Origin of the sequence: Planotetraspora phitsanulokensis (genome assembly GCF_016863295.1) — a bacterium.
GTDB classification, from domain to species: Bacteria; Actinomycetota; Actinomycetes; order Streptosporangiales; family Streptosporangiaceae; genus Planotetraspora; species Planotetraspora phitsanulokensis.
On the sequence record NZ_BOOP01000003.1, the window covers coordinates 142791 to 163507 of the forward strand.

13 protein-coding genes are annotated in these 20717 nt (G+C 71.7%); 7 read left to right on the top strand and 6 right to left on the bottom strand.

Features of this window, described 5'->3' with window-relative positions; genetic code table 11:
- Positions 1-57 precede the first annotated feature (57 nt).
- The gene (locus Pph01_RS03505) at positions 58-2796 is read right to left on the bottom strand and encodes a helix-turn-helix transcriptional regulator (RefSeq protein WP_204071446.1); all 2739 of its coding nucleotides are present in this window, start codon (positions 2794-2796) and stop codon (positions 58-60) included.
- A 122-nt stretch (positions 2797-2918) separates the two neighbouring features.
- On the opposite strand from Pph01_RS03505, the gene Pph01_RS03510 reads away from it, so the two are divergent.
- Positions 2919-3809 carry an alpha/beta fold hydrolase gene (locus tag Pph01_RS03510; protein ID WP_204071447.1) on the top strand — a complete coding sequence of 297 codons (891 nt, stop codon included), beginning with the start codon at positions 2919-2921 and terminating at the stop codon, positions 3807-3809.
- A gap of 125 nt (positions 3810-3934) precedes the next feature.
- On the opposite strand, the gene Pph01_RS03515 is transcribed toward Pph01_RS03510, so the two are convergent.
- Positions 3935-6628, bottom strand: a complete 2694-nt coding sequence (locus Pph01_RS03515; protein WP_204071448.1) for an ATP-binding protein — start codon at positions 6626-6628, stop codon at positions 3935-3937.
- Positions 6629-6797: 169 nt separating this feature from the next.
- Between Pph01_RS03515 and Pph01_RS03520 the strand changes: the two genes are divergently transcribed.
- The gene (locus Pph01_RS03520; protein ID WP_204071449.1) at positions 6798-7853 is read left to right on the top strand and encodes a questin oxidase family protein; all 1056 of its coding nucleotides are present in this window, start codon (positions 6798-6800) and stop codon (positions 7851-7853) included.
- A 137-nt stretch (positions 7854-7990) separates the two neighbouring features.
- Positions 7991-8605, top strand: coding sequence for a dihydrofolate reductase family protein (locus Pph01_RS03525; protein WP_204071450.1), 615 nt, complete (start codon positions 7991-7993; stop codon positions 8603-8605).
- 198 nt (positions 8606-8803) lie between these two features.
- On the opposite strand, the gene Pph01_RS03530 is transcribed toward Pph01_RS03525, so the two are convergent.
- A complete protein-coding gene (locus tag Pph01_RS03530; protein WP_204071451.1) occupies positions 8804-9352 on the bottom strand; it encodes a YciI family protein in 549 nt (182 codons plus the stop codon).
- Positions 9353-9684: 332 nt separating this feature from the next.
- On the opposite strand from Pph01_RS03530, the gene Pph01_RS03535 reads away from it, so the two are divergent.
- Complete coding sequence (locus Pph01_RS03535; protein ID WP_239116451.1) at positions 9685-10356, top strand: DUF6082 family protein; 672 nt, start codon at positions 9685-9687, stop codon at positions 10354-10356.
- A 28-nt stretch (positions 10357-10384) separates the two neighbouring features.
- On the opposite strand, the gene Pph01_RS03540 is transcribed toward Pph01_RS03535, so the two are convergent.
- A complete protein-coding gene (locus Pph01_RS03540) occupies positions 10385-10969 on the bottom strand; it encodes a hypothetical protein (protein WP_204071453.1) in 585 nt (194 codons plus the stop codon).
- A 58-nt stretch (positions 10970-11027) separates the two neighbouring features.
- Positions 11028-11393 carry a hypothetical protein gene (locus Pph01_RS03545; protein WP_204071454.1) on the bottom strand — a complete coding sequence of 122 codons (366 nt, stop codon included), beginning with the start codon at positions 11391-11393 and terminating at the stop codon, positions 11028-11030.
- A 188-nt stretch (positions 11394-11581) separates the two neighbouring features.
- On the opposite strand from Pph01_RS03545, the gene Pph01_RS03550 reads away from it, so the two are divergent.
- Positions 11582-12241 carry a response regulator transcription factor gene (locus Pph01_RS03550; protein ID WP_204071455.1) on the top strand — a complete coding sequence of 220 codons (660 nt, stop codon included), beginning with the start codon at positions 11582-11584 and terminating at the stop codon, positions 12239-12241.
- A complete protein-coding gene (locus Pph01_RS03555; protein ID WP_204071456.1) occupies positions 12234-14309 on the top strand; it encodes a sensor histidine kinase in 2076 nt (691 codons plus the stop codon). Before Pph01_RS03550 ends, Pph01_RS03555 begins: the two co-directional genes overlap by 8 nt.
- A gap of 73 nt (positions 14310-14382) precedes the next feature.
- On the opposite strand, the gene Pph01_RS03560 is transcribed toward Pph01_RS03555, so the two are convergent.
- Entirely contained in the window at positions 14383-14661 is a 279-nt protein-coding gene (locus Pph01_RS03560; protein ID WP_204071457.1) for a hypothetical protein, read from the bottom strand.
- Positions 14662-15165: 504 nt separating this feature from the next.
- Between Pph01_RS03560 and Pph01_RS03565 the strand changes: the two genes are divergently transcribed.
- Entirely contained in the window at positions 15166-20673 is a 5508-nt protein-coding gene (locus Pph01_RS03565) for an ATP-binding protein (protein WP_204071458.1), read from the top strand.
- Positions 20674-20717: the final 44 nt, after the last annotated feature.

A 20717-nucleotide genomic window follows, 5' to 3' on the forward strand; every position in this document is an offset into this window, starting at 1 on the left:
TGGATCGAGCGTGCCGCCGGCGCCCGCCTTCGCGGACCACGTGATCCGCGTAGTCGCTCAGTCGTCGTCGGCTTTCAGTTTGTCCGCGAGCTGCCGCCGTGAGGAGATGCCCAGCTTCTGGAACACCTTGCGCAGGTGGTAGTCGACCGTGTTCACGCTGATGAAGAGGTTGGCCGCTATCTCCGGATTCGTGTGTCCGACCGCCGCCAGCCTGGCGATGGTCGACTCCTGGGTGGTGAGTTCGGGAGTGCCGGAGCCGCTGTGGGTCATCGGCGTCGTGCCGACGGCCTCGAGCTCGGCGCGGGTCCGCGGGACGAACATCTGAGCTCCACTGTGTTCGAAGTGCTGGACCGCCAGCTGAAGCTGTTCGCCGGCTTCACGGCGGCGCCTCATCCGCCGCAACCACTCGCCGTAGAGCAGATGGGCACGCGCGAGGTCGATCTCCGCGCCTGTCCGCCCAAGCACCTGGACCGCGGCCAGGAAATGGGATTCCGCCACTGCGTCGTCGCCGGCCAGGGCTCGAGTCCGTTCGGCGACCCCACGGCACCACAGGGACTCGTTCGCCGCGGCCCGCTCGACGAGCAGGTCGACGTACGGCTGTGCCTCGTGTGCGTGTCCGCTGCGGATCGCGGCCTCGACGAAGTCGGGGTACTGGTGGGGCGTCACATGCAGGAACGGCTCCCGGACCAGCGGCTTGAGGCGGTCGTAGGCGTCACGGTACTGGCCTTCGGCGAGGTCGCGAAGGCCGACGGCCGCGATCGCGGAGGCGCCGACACCGCCGAAGCCGACGGCGTTCGCACCGTCCGCGACGGCGAGGACGACATGGCGCGGCGAACCGGTCCACGCCATCAGGGCGGCGTTGATCACGTTCTCCGCGTCGTAGCCCATCGCCCGCCGTACTTCGCGGACCTGTTCGATGGCCTCCTCGGCCCGCCGCACGGTCCCACCGGTCAGCTCGGACAATGAGATGACCCACATCAGCTGGTCGAGGATCTGAAGCGCCCCCGCGTCACGGGCCACCGCGGCGGCCCGGGCGAGCGCGGCCCGGCGCCCGGCGTCGTCCCACAGGAAGGTCCCCAGCGAGGCGATCGCCGGGCCCATGTGCATCATCTCGTGGTCCGGCAACTTCACGATCGCATCGAACGCCGCCCTGACACGGGGAACCGCCTCCGTGTAGGGCTGCAGGACGAGTGACCCGAGGCCGGCCAGGATGGTCGACTCCGGTCCGCCACCCAGCTTCGACGCGGCCTCGAAGCGCCTGCCCAACTCGTGCCGCGTGACACCCCGCATGAGCCGGTCGGCGTTCGTACAGGACTCGAAGGCCTTGAGGAGCGCTCGTTGTTCACGCTCGGTGTCGAGTCCGTGGAACTCGTCCGCGGCACGGACGAGTTCGGCCGCCGCGATCGACAACACGGCCGGATCCACGGTGAATATGCCGAGCGCGCAGCGAACGACGATCATGCGCCCGCGATCGACGCGATCGGCGGTGTCGGCGTCCACCCTCTCGAGCAGTTCGTGGGTTATCTGGGCGGCGCCCGCGACGAGCGCGGCCTCTGCGGCGCCGACCAGGCGCGAGTCCTTGACGCGGCCGGGCGGGGTCAGCTCCGCGGCACGGGTGAGGATGCTCGCCCGGGACGCGAAGCCGCCACGGCGCGCGGCGAGGTCTGCCGCGTGCTCCAGCCGGTCGGCCACGTGCGCGTCCGTTCCCAGCGTGGCCTTCGCGGAATGCCACGCCTCGAGTTCGACCATCCCGTGCCGGTCAGCGGCCCCGGCCAGGGCGCGGTGCGCGCGCCTGCGGTCCGCGCCGGAGGACGCGTTGTAGACGGCGGAACGCACCAGCGGATGCCGGAACCGGACCGTTTCCCGCAGCTCCACCAGCCCGGCGGTCTCGGCGTGGTCGACGACGTCTTCACGGAGACCCATCGCGCGTGCCGCCGTGGTGATGAAGTCGACGTTGCCCGTGGCGTCCGCGGCGGCCAGGAGAACCCACTGCTGGACCTGGGGGTCCGTCTGGCGCACCCGCCGTGCATAGTGCGCTTCGAGACGACGGCCCACCGGGATCGGGTCGTCGCCGAGGCCGAGACCGCCGAGTTCCTGCGCGGACAGCCCCTCGGCGAGATCGATGAGCGCAAGCGGGTTCCCTCCTGTGGCCCGCGCGATCGCGGCCGCCGAGGCGGGGTCGATCGGAGCGGTGAGCGACCTGCTGAGAAGGGCGGTGGCCGACTCCTGATCGAGCCCGCCGAGCGCCAGTTCGGGAACGCCACCCATGCGAGCGGCGAAGCCCTCTTCGTCCCTTGCGGCGAAGAGCATAGCGACCGGCTCGACGGCGAGACGCCGGGCCACGAAGGCCATGACCTCCAGGCTCTCCTGGTCGAGCAGGTGCGCGTCGTCCACCGCACACAGGACGGGAGTCCCGGCGGCGGCCGCGGCGAGCAGTCCGAGCACCCCCAGTCCCACCAGGAAGCGATCGGGTGGCGGGCCCTCGGCGACGCCCGAAGCCACCTCGATCGCCTGCTGCTGGCGCTCGGGCAGGCCGGGCAGATGTCCGCTGAGCGGGATGGTCAGCCGCTGGATGCCCGCGAAGGGAAGCGTCGTCTCCGATTCGAAACCGTCGAGCCGGAGCAGCGACAATCCGGCCGCGCCGTCAGTGGACGCCTCCAGCAGCGCGGTCTTGCCGATCCCCGGTTCTCCGGTGATCAGCAGTGATCCACCGCGGCCGTTGCGGGCATGGCCGAGCAGCAGGCCCAACCGCCGCCGCTCGTCGTCGCGACCGACGAGTCCCCCGATTTTGATCACGCCGACGACGTTAAGCCACCCGCGCGGACCACACCAGGCCCGGAAACTACGGACATCACGTGGTCCGGCGCACAGGTCCACCGGCCGACGATGTGCGGGTCCCTCCGACCCGAGGAGTCCCTATGACATCCCGCAATTCCCAGGCCGGCGCACCCCTGCGCTCCCGTCCGCGACGCCGGTTGCTCGGGACGATCGCCGGCGCCGTGGCCACCGTCCTCGTGGGCGGGCTCGCTCTCACCGGGGCCACCGCCTCGGCGAACGCGTCCTCCGCCCCCCTCACCGCCGCCGCGCAGACGGACCGGACGTCGTCGCCGAAGCCGACGATCGTCCTGGTTCACGGTGCCTTCGCCGACTCCAGCGGCTGGAACGCGGTCGCCGGTCGGCTGCTCGCCGCCGGCTACAAGGTGGTCTCCTTCTCCAATCCGCTCCGCGGGCCGCAGGCGGACGGTGAGTACCTCCGTCAGTTCCTGACCGCCGTCGAAGGTCCGGTCGTGCTCGTCGGCCATTCCTACGGCGGCGCCGTGATCAGCAACGGCGCCACCGGAAACCCGAACGTCAAGGCACTGGTCTACGTGGCGGCCTACGCTCCTGACCAGGGCGAGAGCGTCGCCGCCGCGAACACGCTGGGCGGTGGCCACACCGACGTGACCGACCACCTCATCGTGCGGCCCTACCCGGGCGCCTCGCCCGGAGACGGGGACGCCTACATCGACCCCGCCTACTTCCACAACCTGTTCGCACAGGATCTGCCGCGGAGCACCGCCGGCGTCATGGCCGCGACCCAGCGGCCCGGCGCGCTGGCGGCGCTCGTCACGCCGTCCGGTGCACCGGCGTGGAAGTCGGTGCCGAGCTGGTACCTCGTCGCCCGCCAGGACAGGATCATCCCGCCCCAGGCCGAGCGTGCGATGGCGAAGCGAGCCGGCGCCACGACCGTCGAGATCGACAGCTCACACGTCGCGATGATGAGCCACCCCGACGTGGTGACGAAGCTGATCCTGCGGGCCGCCCGCTAGCCGTACCGATCTGACAGGGAGAAACGCGCCGGGAACGATGAGGCCCCGAGCGAACTCGGCGCGTTTCAATCCACGCGCCTCGTCCACGTGTTCCGTCCACCCGTTCCGCGAGGTCGCGCTGCCGTTCAGGTCGGGAGCTTCGTGAGGAGGCGCGAGGTGTGGTCATGCTCGAAACGCGCGTCGATGCGGCTCCACCCCCGCAGCGACTCCCGCAGGGCGGCGTCGCCGTGCAGGCGGCCCCGCGCGCGGGCGAGACACGCGGCGGCCCAGTCGTTCTCGCCGGCCACCTCGGCCACGGCGGTCAGGAGGCGGTCCGCTTCGGACAGGCCGGACAACACGGCCAGCTCGGCCGCGACGGCGCGGGCGTAGGCGGAGGGCCATCCCGTGGGCGGGTCGGCGAAGGCCCGGGAGACCAGGGCGGCGGCGTCCTCGACGGCGCCCGTCTCCACGGCGACGCGGGCGTCCACGAAGGCGGCGAAGACCGTGGAGCCGGCGGCCGGGGCGCGCCCGCCCGTCCCCTGAGCCTGCTCGGCGCGGGCCCGCCAGAGCCGGTACGCGGCGTGGTCGCCGTGCAAGCCGTGGGCGAGCGCGACGGCCGAGGCGGCCGGTGAGAGCCACGCCGCGATCGGCATGCCGGAGCGCCGCCAGGCATCCCACATGGGCTGGGCGAGCTCCAGAGCCTCGTCGAAGCGCCCGAGCAGCACCAGCGGCGGGATCAGCTTGCCCGCGGACCGGTACGGGTGAGCGCCCAGCAGGTCGTCGTCGGCGATCTGCTCGGCTGTGGACAGTGCGGCGAGCAGGTCGCCGGCGGCGAACGCGCTGAGCCAGGCGTTGTGAAAGGCGTCGAGGATCTCCGCCGCGCACGCCGGCCGACGGCGGTCCATCACGCCGACCAGTGCCAGCCGTTCCCGGGCGATGCCGCACGCCTGACGGAACCGGCCCGCGCGGATCGCCAGTGTGCCGGGCGCGTCCAGGGCGGCGCTGATGAGGACGGCGTCACCGGTGACACGCGCCGACGCCACGGCGGCTTCGGCGAGTGACGGGTCGGGGGACGGGTGGGGCGAGCGGGTACACCAGGCTGTCGCGGCGGCCAGGTGGGCTGCCACCACGGGATCGTCCGAGTCGCCCATCGCGGCCGCCTGATCCAGCAGCTCGCGCAACCGAGACCCGGGGATCCGTTCGGGGAAGCCCGAGGTGAACCTGTGCGCCGTGACCACCGCGTGGGCGAGCGCGATCGCCCGGGCGTCGCGGTCACCCGCGGCCTCCGCGTGTGCGGCCGACTCCACGAGCAGGTCGAACGCTCCGCGGGCGAGCCCCACCGCATACACGACCTCGGCGGCGGTGCGCAGGTCAGCGGCGGCGGCCGAGGCGGTGGGGGCGCGGCGGGCCGCCTCCTTGAAGTGCTCCAGGGATTCGCTGGCCAGATGACGGGCGTAGGTGAGGTGGCCGAGCGCGCGGGCGAGCCGGTGCGGCAGCTCGCCGGGGCCCGGTGGGGCGTTCCGCAGCGCCGCGCGCAGGTCGTCGCACACGGCGTCGAAGCGGTCCCTCCACTGGCCGTCGCCTGGGTGCTCCGCCAACTCGTGCGCGGTCTCGGCCGCCCAGATCAGGTGCAGTTCCTGGACCTTGTCCAGGTCGCCGCTCGTCTCCAGCCGATCCAGGGCGTACGCGCGGACGGTCTCCAGCAGCCGCCAGGAACCCGCCTGGTCACTGCGGACGAGCAGGCTCTTGTCGACCAGCCTGCCGAGGAGGTCGGCGACGGCGCCCCGGGAGGCGAAGAGGGCGACGCGGCAGGCGGCGTCGAGGTCGAACGCGCCTGCGAAGACGGCCAGCCGGGGGAACAGGGCCCGTTCCTCGTCGCCGAGCAGGTCGTGGCTCCAGCCGATCACCGCGCTGAGGGAGCGGTGCCGCTCGTCCGGGTGGCGGCTGCCGGCCAGCAGCCGCAGTGTGTCGTCCAGCGCGGCCAGCACGCCGTCCGCACCCAGTGACGCGCAGCGGGCGGCGGCCAGCTCGATCGCGAGCGGCATGCCGTCCAGCCGGGCGCAGATCTCGGCGACGAGCGCCGGCTCGGCCGCGAAGCCGGGATCGACCGCGGCGGCGCGGTCCACGAACAGCGCCTCGGCGTCGGAGGCCAGCGGCAGCGGCGAGATGGGCACCACCTGCTCGCCCGGCACGCCGAGCCGTTCCCGGCTGGTGACCAGGATCGTCGTGCCTGGGCACTCGCCCAGCACCCGGTCGGCGAGGCCGGCCACGGCGTCGAGCAGGTGCTCGCAGTTGTCGAGGATCAGCAGCCGCCGGTCCCGGCCGAGCGCGCAGGCCACGGACTCCTCCAACGACCTGCCCGGCGACTCGCTCACGCCGAGCGCCCTGGCCACCGCCCCGGCGACCTGTCCGTCCCGCACCGGGACGAGGTCCACGAACGCCCCGCCCAGTGGGAACTCCGGCGTGGCGGCCTCGGCGACGACCGCGGCCAGCCGGGTCTTGCCCACCCCGCCCGGCCCGGCCAGGGTGACGAGCCGGCCGGGCCGCAACAGGTCGAGTACGGCGTCGCGTTCGTGCGACCGCCCGGTGAAACCGGTACGCCAGGTGGGTGATCCGGCGATCGTGCCGAGGGGTGCGGGGACGGCGTCCCGCGCCCGCTCGGCGAGGGCGGCCAGCGCCCGCCGGTCGGCGACTCCGTACTTGCGCAGCAGCGAGGACACGTGGTTCTCGACGGTGCGGACGGAGATGTGCAGGCGTCTCGCGATCTGAGCGTTCGACAGGTGCTCGCCGAGGTGGGCCAGCACCTCCGCCTCGCGCCGCGACACCGATTCCGGGCTCATTCAACATATCTGACCGCAGTTGTCGACATTTCGGAACCCGATTGAGCGTCCCCCCGCGTAGGTGGTCTCTGCGTGGCCGATAGGTGGCCGGCACGCATGCCCTCCTCGGGGGTGACCGCGCAGACTGGGTTCCGTCCGGCCACGTGGCGATGCGAATGGGGTGACGGCCGTGAGCGGCGGAGTGCTGAACGAGGCCTACGAACGGTTCCACCGCACCGGCCCCGAATGGGGGGAGGACCAGCTGACCAATCACGGTCCGATGGCCGTGGAGGTGCTGGTGCGCCGAGGGCGGGCCGACAGCGTGGAGGGCTGGGTGGGTGCCTATCTGGACCGGCTCGACGACATGCCCTCCCGCACCGCCGACATCACCGACGCGGACTGGGCGGAGGCGCTCGGCGACGGGCGGCGGATCGGCGACTGGACCGTGTACTTCAGCCGGGCGCTTCAGGAACGGCCGTGGCGCGAGGTGCTGGCCCTGTGGTGGGCGCGGCTGCTGCCGGGCATCGTGGCGGGCACCACGCACGGGGTCATCAGGGTCGGGCACGTGGTTCGCGCGCTGCTCGCCGGCGCCGAGAACCCCGCCACCATCGGCGAGCTCGCCCACGGGCTGGCGTTCTGGGCGGCCAGGTCGCGGCCCGTGCCGGCCGCCGGCCCACCGGCGGGACGGCTCAGCCCGCGGGCGGCGCTGGACGCCGTCCCCCGAATCCCCGACCAGCGGGGCAACGTGGCAGGCCGGTTCGGCCAACTGCCGCAGCTACCCGGCTGGGAGGCCGCGGTGGCCGGGCTGTCCCCCGCCGCCACACCGGACGAGGTGCCCACCCGGCTGGCGGACCTGGTGACGGCGGCCACGCTGGGCTATCTGGCGCACGGCCACGGACAGCCGGTCCTGCTGGTGCACACCGCCACCGCGCCCAACGCGGTGCTGCACACGCTGCCCGCCCTGCCGCGCGAGCTCTGGGCGCCGAGCCTGAACGCCATCTGGACCACCACCGCGGCGATCCACTCCGCCTACGCCCCGCCCGAGAGCGCTCCGCGCTCGGCCCTGCCCACCCCGCCCTCAGGCTCGGGCGCCGTCGCCGAGGTGCTGGACCGTGCGGTCGCCCATGCCGACGAGCACGTCATCAAGTTCACCGACACCGCCGCCGAGGTCTACACCCGCACCGGCCACCCGGACGCACTGGCCGCCGCCCTCCGCGCCGCCGGTCTCATCCGGTCCCCGTCCTAGACCGGCCCCGTCCCCGCGACCGCTGCCCGTCGGAGACATGCCGCGGCGCCGCACGCCGCAGCTGAGGATCCGGCGGCCGCGCACACCGTCCACTAGATCTTTACCGTGGGGAAGAACCCACCCGAAAAGGAGAACGTGTGAAGCTCACTGTCACGACTTTCATGACCCTCGACGGCATCGCGCAGGGACCCGGTGGTCCGGAAGAGGACCGCAGCGGCGGGTTCGAGCACGGTGGCTGGCTCGTCCCCCATGTCGATGAGGACTTCGGGCGCGCGATGAACGACTGGTTCGTCCCGGCCGACGCGTTCCTGCTCGGCCGCAAGACCTACGAGGTCTTCGCCGCGACCTGGGGCAAGGTCACCGACGAGGACAACATCGTCGCGAACAAGCTGAGCACGTGTCCCAAGTACGTCGCGTCCCGCACGCTCGAGAGCGCCGACTGGGCGGGCACCACGGTGCTGCGCGACGACGTCGCCGAGGCCGTCGCCAAGCTGAAGGCCGAGCCGGGGCGTGAGCTCCAGGTGCACGGCAGCCTGACCCTGATCCAGACCCTCATCAAGGCCGACCTCGTCGACGAGTTCCGCCTGCTGGTCTTCCCCGTCGTGCTCGGCACCGGCAAGCGGCTGTTCGGCGACATCGTCCCGACCGGTCTCAAGCTGATCGACTCCAAGGCCACCGGCACCGGGGTCATGCTGCAGACCTACCAGGCCACCGGCCGCCCGGCCTTCGCCACGGTCCCGCCGCTCGAGTAGAGCCACGCCGCGGGCCTGGGCCGGAGCCACCCATGTTGGCCTGGGGTGGAGCCACCCTGTGGGCTTTGGGCAGAGCCACCCCGCGGGCAGGGGCGCGCCTGGCCCGGGCGGCGAATGACGACGAGAAACAGCGAAGCCGTGATCGCTCGTCCGCGATCACGGCTTCCGCCTGCGGGCGTCAGGGCGACCCGTGGGTCCTCACCGCCGCCCGCCGAACTCCCAGTCGTGCACCTCGATGTCGGCGTACCGGTCCTGGGTCAAGACTGCGCGTGCCGCGGCCGGGTCCGGCGCCCGGACCAGCGCCGCCGTACCCAGCCAGGTGGCCCCGTCGTCGGACAGCAGCGGACCGTACGCGATCAGTTCGTCGCGGTCGGCCGGCACAGCGAGGTCCACGGCCTGCCCCGAACCGAGGCCGAGCACCAGATACCGGTTGCCGCCGGTCCGGCCGCCGGGGAAGTCCCACATGGTGCGCCCCAGCAGGTTGCGCCACCGGCGCAGCATCACGTCCCGGTACACGCCGCCCTGGTAGTTGGGCTCGTCGAAGGCGAACGCACGGGCGGCGGCGGTGTCGGGCAGGTCGACGATGTGCACGCTGCCGGTGGCCACGTCGTCGTCGGCGGTGAAGGTCGGACCGCGGGCGATCAGCTCCTTCTCGTATCGGTCCATGTACGACCAGTGCTCTTCCAGCAGCTCGTCGCGCAACGCCATCGAGCCGGGCCTGTCGCGGTGATAACAGAAGAACTCCATGCCCCATTGTCGATCACGGAGTCCCGCTCTGACGCTCCTGCGGCCGCGGATCCATGCGGCCAGGCGGGCCAGGCGGGCCACAACCTATGGCATGAATCCGACCAGGCCTCAAATAGAGATCACCTACCATGCCGCATTCGGTAGCGTTCACATTCATATTCGGACATCGGCGACAGGGGCGAGGAATGGCGAGCAGATCCCGGTGGACGACCGACCACATGAAGAGGCCGGCGCGACCACCCAGGCGACGGCGCCGTTACAGGGTCCGCTGGATACGCTCAACGGTCAGCTGGGGTATCGCATCCGCAGCGGCCCTTCTTTTCTTGGCTTCGGTGATGATCTCACCTCTGTTCCTGGAGAGCCTCGCCGAGTTCGACGTTTCGTGGCCCCTTCTCGCCAACGTCGGGCAGACATACGACGCCGTGGCCGCATTGGTGACCACTCTCGCGTTGCTCGGCGTCGTCGGATCACTGATCATGCAGGCGCGGGACGTCCATGTCGCCCGGTTGGAGGGACGCCGGGCGAGCCATCGGGAACTGGTGCGGATGGCTTTGGATGATCCGGTCTACCGGCGAGCATGGGCGGTATCCATACCCGGCGCCGATCAATACGATCGGACTCGGCAGCACATGTACATCAATCTGGTCGTGTCATTCTGGGGCACCGGCTTAGAGCTCGGCACCATTTCCGAGGAGGAATTGCACTACGAGGCCATGACCTTGTTCGACGGAGAGGCCGGCCGCCGCTATTGGAAAGTCGCCAGAGATATTCGCATCAGAACAGCAGAAGGACCTCAACGTAGATTCGTGCGAATCATGGAGGCGGCGTACGTCGAGGCCCTGAGCGCCGGGCCGCCCGCCGTCCCCTCCGAGGATCCGGCGAGCGCGGCCACATCCCCGGTCTCACGTGACCGGGAACGGCTCACCAGAGTGGCGTTGGGGGCGGCCGGCGCTGTGACCTTGGTCGCGCTCGGGGCCGTCGCAGGCCGTATGCGACGCAGATAGCCCCCGACGACCGGAAGTGCCGAAGGGCTCAGCCTGCTGACGCCGGGGCCGTGGAGGACGCGGTCTGACGCTCTCTGGCGCCCGCGAACAGCGCGATGCCGACGCCGAGCAGCAGCAGGTTGGTCGCCAGATCGACGATATTCGTCAGCAGGTCGTGGCGGTCGCTCTGGGCGAAGGTGAGCAGGAAGCCTCCGACACCGTAGACGAGGGGCGCCCATCGGCGGCCGCCCGGCAGGTCGGCCCGGCGTGCGATGAGGATTCCCGCCACGAGCGCCACGAGCGCCGACCCGAGACCGCCTATCGGCAGGAGCAGGTTGTCCTGGCCGGTCGTGAGCATGATGATCCCGCCGATGCCCAGCAGCATCCAGCACACCGACCACAGAGCCAGCGTGATCCGGGACGGCAGGCCGGGACCGGCCTCCTTCAACAGGAAGAGCCCGGTGGTGAGCACGGCGACGGAAAAGCACGTGATGTCGCCGAGCGTGTTCCCGATGTACCAGGAGGCCGTCCTGTCCGCCGGGTCGCCGAGCATGAAGGGCCACCCGGCGAGGGAGAACAGGGCGCCGGCGATGCCGACGGCGCCGAAGACACGGGCGCGGGAGGAGTGGTGCATGTCGATCCTTTCTGCGGCGGCCGGGACAGGCCCACCTGTGGGGGTGATGAAACGGGGGTCAGGTGATGGGTTGGGCAGTGAGCAGCAGCGCGGCGACGACCACGGCGACACCGAGCCGCGCGGCGGAGATCACGACGTCGAGCGGGGGGACGGCAGGCAGCACGAACGCCGGCACGCCGGTAACCGCCGTCAGCGCCTGGGCGGACACGACCGTGTTGCGGGCCCAGACCGCCCCACGCCACGCCGCTGGAATCGCCGCGAGAGTGAGGACGGCGAGTCCGAGCACCACCGCCGGTGTCACGGATCCCGACGGCAGCCGATGGACGGACACGGCGATGTCCGAGTCGGCGCACATCGCCGCGATGACCAGCCCCCAACGTGCGGGGGCCGGGATCGGCGCCTTGCCCTGGCCGGCGTCGCGCATCGCATGAGTCCTTCCGGTGGTATGGGGACATCAGTCTGCGAAGACGGACGGCACGCGCGGATGAGTCGGGCTTCCCGAGGGGCGCCGGCGGAGCGGGAGGGATTCCCGGCGGAATCGGGACCGCCGCCCTACGACGACCGTGATCGTGTGCCTTACCCCGCCGCGCCGGTGATCGCCATACTGTGCGCATGGACACGGATCGCGACGCTTCCGCCGCAATACGGGTGCTCCTCGCCGACGATCACCCGGCGTTGCGGCGGGGACTCGCGCTCCTGCTCGAGACCCTTCCGGGCATCGACGTCGTGGCACAGGCCGGGGACGGCGAGGCGACGCTGCGGGAGGTGGCGCTGCACCGCCCGGACGTGGTCGTCATGGACCTGCACATGCCCGTGATGGACGGCGTGGAGACGACCGCGCGGGTGGTGCGCGACCATCCGAGCACGGCGGTCCTGGTCCTGACGATGGTCAGCGAGGACACGATGGTGACCGAGGCGTTGCGGGCGGGCGCCCGCGGTTACCTGCTGAAGACGGCCGAGTCCGACGAGATCGAGCGCGCGATCCGGGCGGTGGCCGCAGGTGACGCGATCTTCTCGCAGGCGGTCGCGGGGCGGCTCATCGACCGGCTGTCGACGCGGGAGCCGCCTCTCCCGCAGCTGTCCCCCCGGGAGCGTGAGGTGCTGGACGAGGTGGCCACGGGCGCGACCAACGGCGCCATAGCGCTGCGGTTGCACCTGTCGCACAAGACGGTCGCCAACCACGTATCGGCGATCTTGATGAAGCTCGGCGTCGCGACCCGCGGCCAGGCCATCGTGATCGCCAAGGACGCCGGGCTGGGCCGGCGTGGCTGACACGCGCACCCGTGCCCGCGTCCTCGTGACGGGAGTCGCCGGTCTCGTCCTGACCGCCGTCGCGATCGTCTTCGCCCGGCTCGCCGGCGTCACCTGGCGGGACTGGGTGGACACCTACGCGATCACCAACATCGTCTTCGGCGTCGGATTCCTCCTGCCCGCCTCGATCATCGGGTGGTACCGGCCGCGTCACCCCGTCGGCACCCTCTTCATGATCAGCGGTCTGGGGCACCTGGTCACCGCGGCCAGTGGCATGCTGCTGACGTACGGGCTCCAGCACGGCTGGCCGCTGCCGCTGGAGCGCACGCTGGTCACCTTCTACTTCGCGGGCTGGCAACTGGGGATCGGCTTCCTCGCCAACATCGCGTTGCTGCTCTTCCCTGACGGTCGGCTGCCGTCCCGCCGCTGGCTTCCCGTCCTGTGGCTGACGATCGCCGCCGGCCTGTACGAAACCGTGAGCAGCGTCCTGTCGACCGGCACGTTCTTCGGCCACCCCGGCGTGACGTCGATTCTCAACGTGGGCCTCGTCCAGCCCAACCTCGCCGACTCGGTCTTCGAGCTCCTGTTCATCCCCCTGAACATCGCGTGGGTCACGGCGCTCGTCGTCCGGTACCGGCGCGGCGACGAGCGGACGAAGCGGCAGCTGCTGTGGCTCATCCTGGCGCTGATCGCCATGATCGTGCTCAACACCCAGCGCTGGATCACCGGCGACGGGCCGATCCTCCTGCTGCTGTCGTTCGTGATGATCCCGCTGGCCGTGGGTGCCGCGATCGTGCGCCACCAACTGTTCGACATCCGGCTGGTGTTGTCCCGCACGCTCCTGTACGGCCTGACCCTGACCGTGATCGTCGCCGTGTACGCCGGCCTCGTCGCCGCGTTCTCCCTGTTCGTTCCCCCCACCGCCGAACGGGGCGCCCAAACCGGCGCGGCGATCCTGGTGGCGATCGGATTCACGCCCGTACGGCTGCTGATGCGGCGCCTCACCGATCGCGCCTTCTACGGCGGCCGATCCGACCCCGCCCGCACCGCGCAGCAGATCGGGCAGACGCTGCATCACGAGGACGACCTCGGTGGTGTGCTCGACCGCACCCGCGCCGCCCTGCGCATCCCGTGGATCGAGTTGTCCACGGCGGACGGCGCCCTCCTCGCTCAGGCGGGCACATCGCAGGAGGGCACGACCGTCGAGGTCCCGCTTCGGTACCGCGGCGACCACGTCGGGACGGTCCGCGTCGAGTTGCGCCGCGGCGAACGGAGCCTGCACACCGCCGACCGCGACACGCTCGGCCTGATAGGCACGCCTCTCGCAGTCGCGCTGCACGCCTTCCAGCTGACCGAGCAGGTGCGCCAGGCGCGCGTCGCCACCGTGGAGGCCGCCGGGGCGGAGCGCGTGCGCCTGCAGCGTGAGCTTCACGACGGCCTCGGACCTTCGCTGACCAGTGTGGCGTTCCGCGCCGACGCCGCGTCCAACCTGCTCCGGTCCGACGTCGAAGCCGCCGGGCGGCTGATCGGCGAAGTGCGCGCCGACCTGCGAGCGGTCATCGACGACGTACGGAACATCGTGTACGGCCTGCGCCCCATAGAACTCGATCGGCTCGGGCTCGACGGCGCCCTGCGCGAACACGTGGCGGCCATCCCCGCACAGACGGAGAAGGGCGTCGCGGTCGAGGTCACGGCCCCCCGTCCCATACCCTCCCTGTCCGCGGCGGTCGAACTCGCGGCCTACCGGATAGCGAAGGAGGCCCTGACGAATGTGCTTCGCCACTCCGACGCCCGCAACTGCCGCATAACGCTGCGCGTCGACGATGACCTACACGTGGAGGTGAGCGATGACGGGAGCCGGCCCGCCACCTGGCGTCCCGGTGTCGGGCTCCAGTCGATCGCCGAACGCGCGGAGGAGCTTGGCGGCGCGGCCTCCGCGGGGCCGATCGAGGGCGGATGGCTCGTCACCGCTCTCATCCCGATCCACCCCAGGGCGGCCGAGCCGGCCGGCGACCAGGGACATACACACCGGTCCGATGTCAGTGAAGGCACCGCTGGCACGCCGTCCGACCTCGGGAGCGGCGTGTGACGACCCGCGTGACCGCGGCGTTCTGAACGCCCGGCCGTACGGCGTCGAAGCCGGGCCGTACGACATCGCATGCTCACAGGTCGATCGGCGCGGCGAGCAGCCGTTCCAGCTCGCGGCCGGCCTCGTCGCACCCGGCGTCCCACAGCCGCTGCAGCTCACGCAGGTCGCCCGCTGTTGCCGCGCGTCGCGTGAGCAGGTGCCCGGCCCGCATGCAGCCCTCGTCCAGCAGGTCGCTCAGCTCTTCGAGGTCACCACGGGCGTCCGCGAGGTCGGCCAGGCGGTCCAGTGCCGTCTCGTTCCCCTCGTTGGCCAGCGCGCGGAGGGTGTCCCTGTCAGGGGTGATGTTCGCCATGGCCACATGCTGCAACCCTGCCCTTGGGGCAGGGTCAAGCGGGCGAACATGGAGACGTGATGACCATCAGCCGACTCGCCAGGTACGCCGCGACGGTCAACGCCTCATCCCCGGCGTGGCGGCGGCTCGACGCCCTGATCCGGGCCGGGCTCCCGCGCACCTGACCGTTGACTGCGCAGGTCACGGCCGCACCGGATTCGACGCCCCGCCGTGCAAAATGCCCGCCGAGCCGCCGGGGGGACGAAGCCACAGGTCACCGCGTCATCGCGAGACACCGTAAAGTGCCGTGGTGTTTGTGGCAGACCTTGCGAGAATCGGCGGCCGAACGGCGTGGCCGGAACACTTTTTGTCGGGTCTCCACAAACCAGCAGCTCAGCTATGCGCGATGCGGGACCTTGGTTTATCCCGGTGCGAGCGAGCAGGGTATCGAGAGGTGCAGACCGCGCTTCCGGGAAGGACCCGGACGTCGGCGTCTGCACTGCGGGCATTTGGGAGGCTCAACCGGTGTTCAGTCGTGTCGCCATCGTCAACCGTGGAGAGGCTGCGATGCGGCTCATTCACGCCGTCCGGGACCTTTCGGCGGAAACCGGGGCGAGGATCGAGACGGTCGCCCTCTACACCGACGCCGATCGCAACGCGACCTTCGTCCGTGAGGCGGACGTCGCCTACCCGCTGGGCCCCGCCTCGGCCCGCCCGTACCTCGACCACGCCGTCCTGGAGCAGGCGCTGATGGAGACCGGAGCCGACGCCGCGTGGGTCGGCTGGGGCTTCGTCGCCGAGGACCCGGCGTTCGCCGAGTTGTGCGACAAGATCGGCGTCACCTTCGTCGGGCCGAGCGCCGAGGCGATGCGCAGGCTCGGCGACAAGATCGGCGCCAAGCTCATCGCCGAGGAGGTCGGCGTCCCCGTCGCACCGTGGAGCCGCGGCGAGCTCGCCACCCTCGAGGACGCGCTGCGCGCGGGCGAGGAAATCGGCTACCCCCTGATGCTCAAGGCGACCGCGGGCGGCGGCGGGCGCGGCATTCGCATGGTCGCCTCGGCTGAGGAGCTGACCGACGCCTACGAGCGCACCCGCCAGGAGGCGCTTCGCGCGTTCGGCTCCGGTGTGGTCTTCCTGGAGAGCCTGGTCACCGGTGCCAGGCACGTCGAGGTCCAGGTCATCGCCGACGGGCAGGGCACCGCGTGGGCGCTGGGCGTCCGGGACTGCTCGGTGCAGCGGCGCAACCAGAAGATCATCGAGGAGTCCTCCTCCCCGGTCCTGGCGATCGAGCAGACCGCCGAGCTCAAGGCGTCGGCCGAGCGGCTCGCCGTGGCCGTCGGCTACCGCGGCGCCTGCACCGTCGAGTTCCTCTACCACCCCGGCGAGAAGCTGTTCGCCTTCCTCGAGGTCAACACCCGGCTGCAGGTCGAGCACCCGATCACCGAGATCACCACCGGCACCGACCTGGTCAGGCTGCAGCTGCACGTGGCGAGCGGCGGGAGGCTGGAGGGCGCCCAGCCGGCCGAGGCCGGGCACGCCGTCGAGGCCCGGCTCAACGCCGAGGACCCCGACCGCGACTTCGCGCCCGCCCCGGGCCGCATCGCGCGCCTGGTGCTGCCCGCCGGGCCCGGCATCCGCGTGGACACCGGCGTCAGCGAGGGCGACACGATCCCGGCCGACTTCGACTCGATGATCGCGAAGATCATCGCCTACGGCCGCGACCGCGAGCAGGCCCTGGGCCGGCTGCGCCGCGCGATGACCGAGACCACGGTGATCATCGAAGGCGGCGCCACCAACAAGAGCTTCGTGCTCGACCTGCTCGACCAGCCCGAGGTGATCGACGCGAGCGCCGACACCGGCTGGATCGACCGTGTCCGCGCCCAGGGCCGCCTGGTCAGCCACCGGCACTCCGCCGTCGCCCTGGCCGCCGCCGCGATCGAGGCGTACGAGGACGAGGAGGAGGTCAGCCGCCGTCGGCTGCTGTCCACCGCGCACGGCGGGCGCCCGCAGGTGCAGCACGACTCCGGCCGCCCGCTCGACCTCAAGCTCCGCGGGGCCGGCTACCGGGTGAGCGTCGCCCGGGTCGGGCAGAAGCGGTTCCGCGTCGGCATATCCGGCGGCGGCGAGCCGCACCTCGTCGACGTCGAGGTCGAGCGGTTCGACGAGCACAGCGGCCAGATCCTGGTCAACGGCCGCCGGTTCCGCCTGGTGTCGGCCACCCATGGGCCGATCCACCTGGTCGAGGTCGACGGCGTCACTCACCGGATCAGCCGCGACGAAGGGGGCGTCGTCCGCTCCCCCGCGCCCGCCCTGGTCGTGGCGACGCCGTTGTCGGTCGGCGACGAGGTCGAGCCGGGCGCGCCGATCCTGGTGCTCGAGAGCATGAAGATGGAGACGGTGCTGCGTGCGCCGTTCCGCGCTCGCGTCCGCGAGTGCCCGGTGTCGGTAGGCAGCCAGGTCGAGACGGGCGCGCCGCTGATGCGCCTGGAGCCCCTGGCCGACGAAGGAGCGGACGAGGAGGCCGCAGGCACCGGCGAGACCGTCGAGATCGACCTGCCCGCCGGGCCGACGGACGTGTCCGCCGCCGACCGGGTCGAGCGCTGCCTGCAGGACCTGCGCAGTCTGCTGCTCGGCTTCGACGCCGACCCGTACGAGCCCAAGAGCGTGCTGTCCGGGTATCTGGCCGCACGGGCCGAGCTGGGCGGCCGGCCGCTCGACGGCGAGCTGGACCTGCTCACCGTGTTCGCCGACATGTCCGAGCTGAGCCGCAACAAGCCAGGCGGCGAGCTCGACGTCGAGCCGCGCAGCCCGGTGCACAGCCCGCGCGAGTTCTTCCACAGCTACCTGCAGAGCCTCGACGTCGAGCGCGCCGGCGTCACCGAGGGCTTCCAGGCCAAGCTGAAGCAGGTCCTCGCCCACTACGGCGTCGACGGCCTCGACCGCACGCCGGAGCTGGAGGCCGCGGTCTTCCGGATCTTCCTGGCTCAACAGCAGATGAGCACCCGCGTCGCGATCGTGTCGGAGCTGCTGCGCCAGTGGCTGGCCGGGGCGCCGCCGCTGGAGCCGCTCAGCGAGCGCGCCGGACTCACCCTCGAGCACCTGGTCGAGGCCACGCAGGTGCGCTTCCCCACGGTCTCCGACCTGGCCCGCGGCGTGGTGTTCCGCTGGTTCGCCCAGCCGTTGTTGCGTCGCAACCGCGCCAAGGTCTACGCCGAGGTGCGCAAGCACCTGCGTCACCTGGACCACAACCCGGACGCGCCGGACCGCGCCGAGCGGATCCAGGCCATGGTGGCCAGCGCCGAGCCGCTGGTCCGCCTGATCGGCCAGTGGATCGGCCGTCCCGGACGGGACCACGCGCCGCTGCTGGAGGTGCTGACCCGCCGCTACTACGGCAACCGCGGCTTGTCCGACGTCACCGCTCGGGACGCCGCGGGCTGCCGGTTCGTCACCGCCGAGCACACCGGCCCGCGCGGCGTGACCCGCGTGGTCACGACCGCCGTCGACATCGCCGCCCTGCCCGACGCCATCGGCGCAGTCGGCACGCTGGCCGCCGACGTCGCCGAGCACGGGCTGGTCGCCGACCTCTACGTCACGTGGGAGGACCAGCCGGATGCCGACACGATGGCGGTGCGGCTCGGCCAGTTGCTCGCCGAGCACCCGCAGCCTGCGGGCGTCCGCCGGATCACCACCACCGTCGCCGGCACCGGCGGCGCGGTGATGCACCACCACTTCACCTTCCGGCCCGACGGCACCGGCTTCGCCGAGGACCGGCTGATCCGCGGCCTGCACCCGCAGATCGCGCAGCGCCTGCAACTGCAGCGGCTGCGCGAGTTCGACCTCACCCGGCTGCCGTCCGCGGACGAGGAGGTCTACCTGTTCAAGGCCGTGGCGCGCAGCAACCCGGCCGACGAGCGGCTCATCGCGATGGGCCAGGTCCGCGACCTGACGCCGCTGCGTGAGGCCGACGGCAGGCTGGTCGCGCTCCCCGCGGTGGAGGACGCGATCACCGCGGGCCTGGACGCGATCCGCAACATCCAGGCGCAGCGGCCCCAGAACAAGCGGTTCGACACCAACCGGATCATGATGTACGTCTGGCCGTCGACCGAGCTGTCAGGCGACGAGCTGAACGCGCTGGTCCAGCGCATCCTGCCGACCACGGCGGGCGCGGGGCTGGAGGAGGTCCAGTTCGTGGCCCGCCAGCGCAACTCGGCGGGCGAACTGACCGAGGTCGCCGTGCGGATCACCCTCGACCCCGGCAACGGCGCACACCTGCACGTCGAGGCGCCGTCGACGGAGCCGCTGCGGCCGCTGGACGACTATCGCCAGAAGGTGCTGCGCGCGGCCCGGCGCGGGAACGTGTACCCGTACGAGCTGACGGGCCTGCTCGCCGGGCCGGAGGGCAGCTTCGTCGAGCACGACCTCGACGAGCACGGCACGCTCGTGCCGGTGGACCGGCCGAAGGGGAGGAACTCCGCGGCGATCGTGGCGGGCGTCGTGACGACGCCGACCGAGCGGCACCCCCAGGGCGTCACCCGGGTGGTCCTGCTCGGCGACCCGACGAAGGCGCTCGGCGCGCTGTCTGAGCCGGAGTGCTCGCGCGTGATCGCCGCGCTCGACCTCGCCGAGCGGATGGGCGTCCCCCTGGAGTGGTTCGCGCTGTCGGCGGGCGCCCGGATCTCGATGACCTCCGGCACCGAGAACATGGACTGGGTCGCGGCCGCGCTCAAGCGGATCGTCACGTTCACCCAGGACGGCGGCGAGATCAACATCGTGGTCGCCGGGATCACCGTCGGCGCCCAGCCGTACTGGAACGCCGAGGCGACGATGCTCATGCACACCAAGGGCATCCTGGTGATGACGCCGGACTCGGCGATGGTGCTCACCGGCAAGCAGTCACTGGACTTCTCCGGCGGCGTGTCGGCCGAGGACAACTTCGGCATCGGCGGCTACGACCGCGTCATGGGGCCGAACGGCCAGGCGCAGTACTGGGCGCCCACCCTGCCGGCTGCCCGCGACGTGCTGATGGCGCACTACGACCACACGTACGTCGCGCCCGGTGAGACGGGGCCGCGGCGGGCCTGGAGCAACGACCCGGCCGACCGCGACGTGTCGGAGTTCCCGCACACGATCGCCGACAGCGACTTCGCCACCGTCGGCCAGATCTTCTCGGCCGAGCACAACCCGGACCGCAAGAAGCCGTTCGACATCCGCACGGTGATGCGCGCCCTGTCCGACCAGGACCACCCGGTTCTGGAGCGCTGGGCGGGCATGGCCGACGCGGAGACGTCCGCGGTGCAGGACGTGCACATCGGCGGCTGGCCGGTCTGCCTGATCGGCATCGAGTCGCGGTCGGTGCCGCGGCGCGGCTTCCCGCCCACCGACGGGCCGGACACCTACACCGCGGGCACGCTGTTCCCGCGGTCGTCGAAGAAGACCGCACGGGCGATCAACTCGGCGTCGGGCAACCGGCCGCTGGTGGTGCTGGCGAACCTGTCCGGGTTCGACGGCTCGCCGGAGTCGATGCGCAAGCTCCAGCTCGAGTACGGCGCGGAGATCGGCCGGGCGATCGTCAACTTCGACGGGCCGATCGTGTTCTGCGTGATCTCCCGCTACCACGGCGGCGCGTTCGTGGTGTTCTCCAAGGCGCTCAACCCGAACATGACGGTGCTGGCGCTGGAGGGCTCGTTCGCCTCGGTGCTGGGCGGCGCCCCGGCGGCGGCCGTGGTGTTCTCCGGCGAGGTGAACAACCGCACCGCGACCGATCCGCGGGTGACCGAGCTGCAGACGCGGGTCGCGGCGGCCAGCGGCGCCGAGCGGGCCGCGTTGAACGCCCGGCTCGCCGACGTGCAGTCCACCGTCCGGGCGGAGAAGCTCGGCGAGGTCGCCGCGGAGTTCGACCGGGTGCACAGCATCCAGCGCGCGGTCGAGGTCGGCTCGGTGGACGCGATCATCAGCGCCGCCGAGCTGCGGCCGCGGATCATCGAGGCCATCGAACGCGGAATGGGCCGGGCGGCGCGCGACGTCCAGGCCTGACCGCGAATTCATGATCCGCCGGGCTTGCCGATCTCGAGGCTCCG